This is a genomic window from Gammaproteobacteria bacterium, assembly GCA_029862005.1.
Lineage (GTDB): Bacteria > Pseudomonadota > Gammaproteobacteria.
On record JAOTYD010000068.1, the window covers coordinates 1 to 6991 of the forward strand.

The 6991-nt window shown below is 48.8% G+C and carries 7 protein-coding genes and 1 other RNA gene; 4 read left to right on the forward strand and 4 right to left on the reverse strand.

Going from position 1 to position 6991, the window contains the following annotated elements:
• Together OES20_18480 and OES20_18485 are read right to left on the reverse strand one after the other, a co-directional pair.
• A partial coding sequence (locus OES20_18480) for a glycosyltransferase (protein ID MDH3636682.1) occupies positions 1–243 on the reverse strand: 243 nt, incomplete at its 3' end.
• Between the two features lie 30 nt (positions 244–273).
• A complete protein-coding gene (locus OES20_18485) occupies positions 274–1260 on the reverse strand; it encodes a glycosyltransferase family 2 protein (protein MDH3636683.1) in 987 nt (328 codons plus the stop codon).
• A gap of 309 nt (positions 1261–1569) precedes the next feature.
• Here OES20_18485 and OES20_18490 point away from each other — a divergent pair, with 309 nt between their 5' ends.
• The 4 genes from OES20_18490 (at position 1570) to OES20_18505 (ending at position 5699) form a co-directional block, all read left to right on the forward strand.
• A complete protein-coding gene (locus OES20_18490) occupies positions 1570–2811 on the forward strand; it encodes an O-antigen ligase family protein (GenBank protein MDH3636684.1) in 1242 nt (413 codons plus the stop codon).
• Between the two features lie 494 nt (positions 2812–3305).
• A complete protein-coding gene (locus OES20_18495) occupies positions 3306–4118 on the forward strand; it encodes a class I SAM-dependent methyltransferase (protein MDH3636685.1) in 813 nt (270 codons plus the stop codon).
• A 72-nt stretch (positions 4119–4190) separates the two neighbouring features.
• A complete protein-coding gene (locus OES20_18500) occupies positions 4191–4862 on the forward strand; it encodes a hypothetical protein (protein ID MDH3636686.1) in 672 nt (223 codons plus the stop codon).
• 207 nt (positions 4863–5069) lie between these two features.
• Complete coding sequence (locus tag OES20_18505; GenBank protein MDH3636687.1) at positions 5070–5699, forward strand: class I SAM-dependent methyltransferase; 630 nt, start codon at positions 5070–5072, stop codon at positions 5697–5699.
• A 193-nt stretch (positions 5700–5892) separates the two neighbouring features.
• On the opposite strand, the gene OES20_18510 is transcribed toward OES20_18505, so the two are convergent.
• Together OES20_18510 and ssrA are read right to left on the reverse strand one after the other, a co-directional pair.
• Entirely contained in the window at positions 5893–6321 is a 429-nt protein-coding gene (locus tag OES20_18510) for an LAGLIDADG family homing endonuclease (protein MDH3636688.1), read from the reverse strand.
• 359 nt (positions 6322–6680) lie between these two features.
• Positions 6681–6991: a transfer-messenger RNA gene (gene ssrA, locus OES20_18515) on the reverse strand; the annotation flags it as partial.

Genomic DNA, 6991 nt, shown 5'->3' on the forward strand with positions numbered 1-6991 from the left:
CTGGAGCCAGGCGTCACAAATCCCAAAGCCGAGGCGAAAGCGTATTTTATCGATCATCGCAGATTTACTGATCTGATTGAGGAGGATACTGGGTGAGTTTTGGATCAGGGCGAAACCTGAATTATCGCGGCTGAATCCACAGTAAACCGGCTGATAGGTCGGCAGCATTTGTCCCTGGTCAGCGATAAAGGTTTCCGAATAGGAGAGCAGTCGTTTTCGAAATATGATTACGCTGGGGGGCACAAATTTTTCTCGGTTTTGCTTTCTGGTCACCTAGGCCTGGCGCAGATTTTGCCGGGATTGGCGAATTGCCTGGCGCATTTTGAAGTAGCGGGCAAGTGAACGTAGACCCAGATGATCACGCATTACGAGCCACCACAATCGTATGTTCCAGCGTTTACAGCGTTGCTCGATCTCGGATAACACCTGTTCGGCCCGGCTCTTCGGAAGCTGGCGGCATTCGCGCGCGAGTTGTGCCATGGTACGCACCAGTAGGTTTTTATGCGCACGCAACTGGCCAGGTGTGCGCGCGAATTGCACGGTTTTTTCGACCGAGTCCAGCCAGTCCAGGTAGGAGCCGGAATTGAACTTGCTTCCGGTAGAGCCGCTGTCCCGATCGCGATAGCGATAAACGTTCTGCTCGATCAGTAACAGTGAATCGGCGTGAGAAAATACTTCACTGCAGTAAAACAGATCTTGCGCCATGCGCACTCCCAGCGGAAAACGGTAAGCACCTAGCTGGTCGCGACGAAAAAGCTTGCCCCAGGGATGCCCGCGCACCTGGTCGTGTTGGTAGAGAGTAGTGAGTACTTCCTGGCCACTGACCAGTGTTTGCTGCGTCACATTATAGCGTGCCGCACGTTCCTGTTGTTCATTAAAAATCGTGTTGTTGCCCTTGACAATACTGGCCGAGAATTGCTCAGCGGTATCGTATAGCGAAGCGATTGCCCCGGGTGCCAGACAATCATCGGGATCGACAAACATGAAATAATGACCGCTGGCTTCTTCCAGACCACGGTTACGGGTTACGCTGACACCCTGGTTTTCAGAATTTTTGAGTATGGTAAAATTAGTTAAGTGGTTTTTCTCGATAAAACGCCGACAAATATCGATGCTGGAGTCAGTCGAGCAATCATCGATCAGGATAACCTCGTAGGCGTGACTGAAGGCCTGACTGTAGATGCTTTCCAGGCACTCTTCGACATAAGGCGTTACGTTGTAAACTGGGACAATGATGGAAATCATTAATTCATTGCCCAATACAGTTCCTGCGGTCATCGATAGATAGTCTTGCCTGAGTGAGGCCTTGTGTTTATCTGCTGCGTTTTGCAGATTCGTGTGTGTACTCGATCAGAAGATAATGGTGGTAGACAAAAGCATAGTCAAGTGAGTTAGATTCCGAGCATCAACAGATTTCTGGAAATTGGTTCCTGCGCTTTGTAATATACGCGGTTTTACGTAATTGTCGGCTTTCATTCTCTGCGGGTGCGACAATCCTACATATAGGAAAAGTTTGGAGATTTCCAAAGTATGGTAATTCGCTCCCCGCAACCCGAATTGCTGGCCAAGATGTCTAGCGTCGAACCGCTGTTGAATGGAATTGCGGTTTTCATTCTGGCAACAATATTCTTGTTCTGGGACGCCAGCAGGGCGGTGTTTGTTTTACTCTCGCTTGCGGCACTGGGATTCCTTATTAGGTATAGACCTCAATTGCCCAGGGAACAGCGGTTTTACTCGTGGCCAATAATCGCTTATGTCGGCGCTACCTGCCTGGCACTGGCCTATGATGGATTTCCAGATCGTGGTGCAAATATTCTGGTATCAAGGTTTTTCTTGTTACTGCTGGCAATTCCGGTGGCGAGCTTGTTTTATGCCAGTTACGATGCCAATCGAAATCCGTGGTCGAAATTTTTGGTTGGCGCCATAGTCTTGGGTGGATTGGCGCTGGTCGATATTTTGATTTTGGGGAAATACAGGGCCGGCGCAGGTCATAACGAGGCGGCTTTTGGATTTCACGCATTGGCCATGACTTCCGTCATCCTCGCGTCATACCATCGCTTTAATCGGATCCGGTTTGGGAGAATATATTTTTTGCTCGGTCTTTTTATGGGGATTTGCGCTATGTTCCTGTCCGGAACACGGAGCAGTTGGCTGGCGGGGATCGGTGTCTTGATCGTCGTCGTAATTTTTTATCTCGACCGTTATCCTTTATACAAACGAATTCTCGTTTCAATTGCTCTTATCGCTAGCATTTCAGTAGTGGGGATGTCGATACCGCTGGTGCAGCAAAGAGTTGATAACATGATTCAAATCATGACTCCACTCCTCAAAGGTGAAGATCTAACTGATTTGGACAGTTTGAGTGCGCGCCTCATAGGCTGGAAGGCTGGCTGGCGTATGGGTAAATCGGAAATTTGGCTTGGAATTGGGCCTGGCAATGTCAAACGAACCCTGAGGGCTTATGGACGGGAATATCCTGAGCTCAAAGGTGCCGAAACTTTGAACCATATTCACAATCAGTTTCTGCAAACTTTTGCGATGAGCGGGATCATTGGGCTATGTTCCTTGATGACCCTGGTACTTTGCCACCTGTGGATTTTTACCAAATATCTGGGGCGACATTATGACAACGAGATACGCAGCCTCGCCCTTGGCGGATTTCTGCTACTGGTTGCATACTTGATTTACTCCTTTAGCGCGGTACCATTTTACGGCAAGCAATATATGCTGATGTACGCATTTTCCAGCGCAACTATCTGGGGTAGCTTACTCGGGGCCTTACGAGAATCGAAGCCGAAAACAGATGAGTGACGGATGCAGTTCAAGCTAAAAGCCTTGATCAGAACAGTGCGTTACTTGGGCCGGCGTTAACACGGTTCGCTATGCCGTTTCGGGGTGAGGAAGTTTCTCCCTCACGGGTTCAAGTTTCCGGTGGTGGGCAAGATAAAGTGGTTGGTGGGAGATTGCTTTTTAACTCCGAGTGCCAGGTAGGTAATTGTTATCCTCGCCAATTAATCCGTGTAATTCGCAGGATCAATCGAATTTACCAGAGGCGAAATGAGTGCAGCCCGGATAAACCGTATTTCCGCTTAAATAGACAAGCATGATCACTCTGGTCATTGGTCTGATTATATCGGGCCGCATCGAGCAATTGCGTTTATCGATAAAATACTTTATACCGGGCTGGCAGAAAAGACGCTCTCATGGCCCTGACAGTCTCGGAAATTGCTAAGGTTATGATTACGGGCTAACATTGCGCGTCTTTTACTTAATTGTCTAACCGATAAATCACAAAATTTCATTCCATGAAACCTTACCAGACACTAAAATTGCAGTCGCTTGCGATTGCCGCGCTGTTTATTGTGATTACGCTGATCGGAGCCCAGTTTTTTTCTCTTTTCTGGGTAATTTTGATTACTGCCTCGGCTGCAATCGTTGCCTTAAGCTGGCGTATGTTTCGTGCGCTACATCGGCAGATTGAAATCCAGCAATTCAGAGTCTTTCGCCAGTCCGAAGCGCTTATCGGCCTTTATGGAACGCTGGACATAAAACTTCCCCTGCCACAAACACGCCATCGTGCCGCGTCTCCGGACTTCTTGCATTTAATGGCCAGGGAAATATTCCGGATTCGACCCGAGCTTATTATCGAGGCTGGCAGCGGAACCTCTACGCTGGTCGCCGCCTACTGCCTCAAGAAGTTGGGCCGCGGTAAAATAATCTCGCTCGATCATATGGACAAGTACGCGGATATCAGCAGACAAGCGATAAAATCACATGGCCTCGATGGTTTTGCCGATGTGTTGTATGCGCCAATAAAGGAATATGATATCGATGGTAAAACGTATCCATGGTATGACGACATCGATCTGAAAACTATCGATCAAATCGATATGCTCATAGTCGATGGTCCACCAAGAAACGTGGCGATAGATGCCAGGTATCCTGCCGTTCCATTGCTGATTGACAAATTACATAAGAACTCGATTGTATTACTGGACGACGGCGCGCGTCCGGGAGAGCGGAATAATGTATCGAAGTGGAAGCAAAAGTATAGTTTGCACTATTCGTCAGAGCCGACGGAAAAAGGCGCATTCTCCTGCCATTTTTCTAATTCGTGAGGACTTCTCCTCGTTGCGTGTTATCTTCGGTAATAGCACTAATTGCAGCCACACGAATCGATAAAATTCCGAATGAAGAATCCTTCCGCCGAACAGATCGCAGACTTGCAGCAGTCGCTGTCGATGCCGGCCGATATTCAGATTACCGGATACCTGGGTACCGGCGCCCGCGCACATGTATTCCGGGCTAAACTGGGCCAGGATAGCGTTATAGCCAAGGTTTATCGTGAAACGGCTGCGCAGAAATATCGGCATAAGTACGGAACCGACATCGCCGAATTTGAGTATCTGCGCAATCAATCGCTGTTTGCGTTGACGCCGATTAGAAAACATGTTGCGCGGCCTTATCGCGTGTACCCTGATGCAAGTGAGTACACGCACTGCATAATTCAGGAGTATGTCTCGGGCCGTACGCTGAAAGATTTGGTCATCGAACTGGGCCATCTGCCGCGGGAAGTGCTCAATGCGGGGTACCGTGTTGTCCAACAGGCCGAGGCACACGGGGTACATGATCTCGATATAAGTTCGAAGAATGTGAGGATCATCGAGCAGGATGGGGAACTGGTTCTGAAACTGTACGATTTCAACTTGATGCCGCAATACCTGCACGCACCAAATCCGTTTCTGTGGCTGGCTCTCAAGCTGGGTTTACGCAGCCGCTCCCACCGCGACTACCGTAATCTCAGAAAATGGGAGCAACGAGGACAAAATGCGCGCTTGCCCGGAAATCAAAGCTCACTTTGAACGATACACTATGAATTACAAAAGGCCAGAAACGAAAGCAGTATTCCCTACCGAAGCGATAGACAGGTGAAGCAGGCGTTCAGGCTAAAAACATTTGTCCGTAAACTCCGTTTCAACGGTTCGAGATATCATTGCCCAATTTGTGCTTCGAATCTCAGGTGCCTCAGGCCCAAGGGCTTCAACTTCCCGGTGCTGTCGGAGAAGGCAGTGATCGGCGGTGGATACCGTCTCAACGCCCAGTGCCCGGTTTGCAAATCAACCGACCGGGAGCGACTTTTATATCTCTACCTGTCGAAAAGAACCGACGTTTTCAAGGATCGGGTTAAGTTGCTGCATGTAGCACCCGAGCCGGGATTAAGTGCGTGCTTTAAAAATTCCCTCAACATTGACTACCTGACAGCAGACATCAGCTCGAGTGAGGTAATGGTAAAAATGGATATTACCGATATTGGCTACCCTGATGGATCGTTTGACATCATTATCTGTAATCACGTACTGGAGCATATTATCGACGATATCAAGGCGATGCGGGAGCTGTGTCGTGTTCTAAAGCCAGGGGGGTGGGGCATTTTACAGGTACCGATATCCCTGGTTCTTGAGCAAACCTTTGAGGATTTCTCCGTCACGGAACCCGCCGCAAGAGAAGAGGTGTTCGGACAGTCGGATCATGTGCGTATCTACGCCATGGATTACGTCGAGCGCCTGAATCGCTCCGGCTTTGCGGTCAAGTTGTTCAACTGGTGGGAAGATCCAGAACTGGTCGGCGTAGACAACCGCTACGGCTTGCTACAGGATGAGTCGCTGTTTCTCGTTACTAAACCGGCTGTCGAGAGTTAGAAATATACTTTCGTGGACGTTGTAATAGTCCGCTCATACACAATTCCGTGCAGAAATCGAGGGTTACTAAATATAAAAGCCTTAACTAACAAATAGTCAAGGCTTTGAATTGGTGGATACGTCAACTACCGAATCACGGTCCCGCCCATTTATTCTCGCCCGAGAAACCCTGTATTAATCCGTAATCGTTAATTTAGTACTTTATCTGCATAACTCTGTGCTCGAAGTCAGTTCGAGCCTGTTTGAATTCCGGTGTATAACGCCCATTTCTCGGTGTTAAACGGATGTAGTCGCGTAGAATTAGATCCGCGCGTTTTGCTCTGTAGGTTTTCAGGTAGGGGTAGATCTGGTTTAGCAATGCCAGGGCTTGCCGATTGGAGATGGCATATGTGTAGCTTGGGGTGTGGTGAGATTGGTAGGTTCTCTTACCGGTAATCTTACCGGCACCGACTGAATCAAGCACATATTCAAGCAGGGGGCGTTCGGTGTTGCTGATACTGATCACCAGCTGACGGTTTTCCGATTTATGACGACGAGATAAGGCGACTGTCCCCTCGCCATCAATTATGCCGGCAATATAGGCTGCATCAGTGAGATCCAGCAGTTTTGCTTCCTTGTACACGCACTAATTCTCTTTTTGTTCTCAACAAGAAAAGTATCATTAAATCAAAGAAAAAGGAAACCCTGGCCTTTAATTCGGCCAGGGTAAGTTTGGTGGAGACGGCGGGACAGCTTATCCACATTTTTCAATGTGGGCTGGACTATTCCTTCACCTGCCAAAACTCGACAGGGGAGAGCGTGTTGTGGACCTTTGTCCACCCTAGTACTCCCTGGGAAATCCTTTAGGAGCCTATGAGTCTCTAGCCGGCTTACTGGTTTCCCATTCACCGGACGGCGTTAGCTTAGGATTATTTCCCTTAGCGTTCACCGTATGAGCCCTCTTTTTCCTACGGGGATCACTCCCCGTGGCGACCATTTCACTAATCGAACCCGCGTCCGCAAGCCCTCTGCCATCGGCTCTACATGCTTATTCCGACATTAGTTTAACTGACAGCTACCCGCCGGACGGGGAAAACAGACAGCGATTCCGGTACTTGTTTAGTGCTTCAGCCCCGAACGAGCATCCATCACGATTCTATGAGAGCGATGCCGGAATGTTCAAAAGAGAACCTGGACGCATAGACACGGCTCCAGTCCGACAGCAATCTACCGGTTATTAAGCGGCGAGTGCGTAGTTGTCGTCGTTGGCAACTATAATTTGCAGAAGATTTAACGAGGTTTTCTACATTCTC

Excerpts from the sequence above, each read along its gene's own strand:
- OES20_18490 (MDH3636684.1), top strand. The coding sequence starts at position 1,570 with ATGTCTAGCGTCGAACCGCTGTTGAATGGAATTGCGGTTTTCATTCTG.
- OES20_18495 (MDH3636685.1), top strand. The coding sequence starts at position 3,306 with ATGAAACCTTACCAGACACTAAAATTGCAGTCGCTTGCGATTGCCGCG.
- OES20_18500 (MDH3636686.1), top strand. The coding sequence starts at position 4,191 with ATGAAGAATCCTTCCGCCGAACAGATCGCAGACTTGCAGCAGTCGCTG.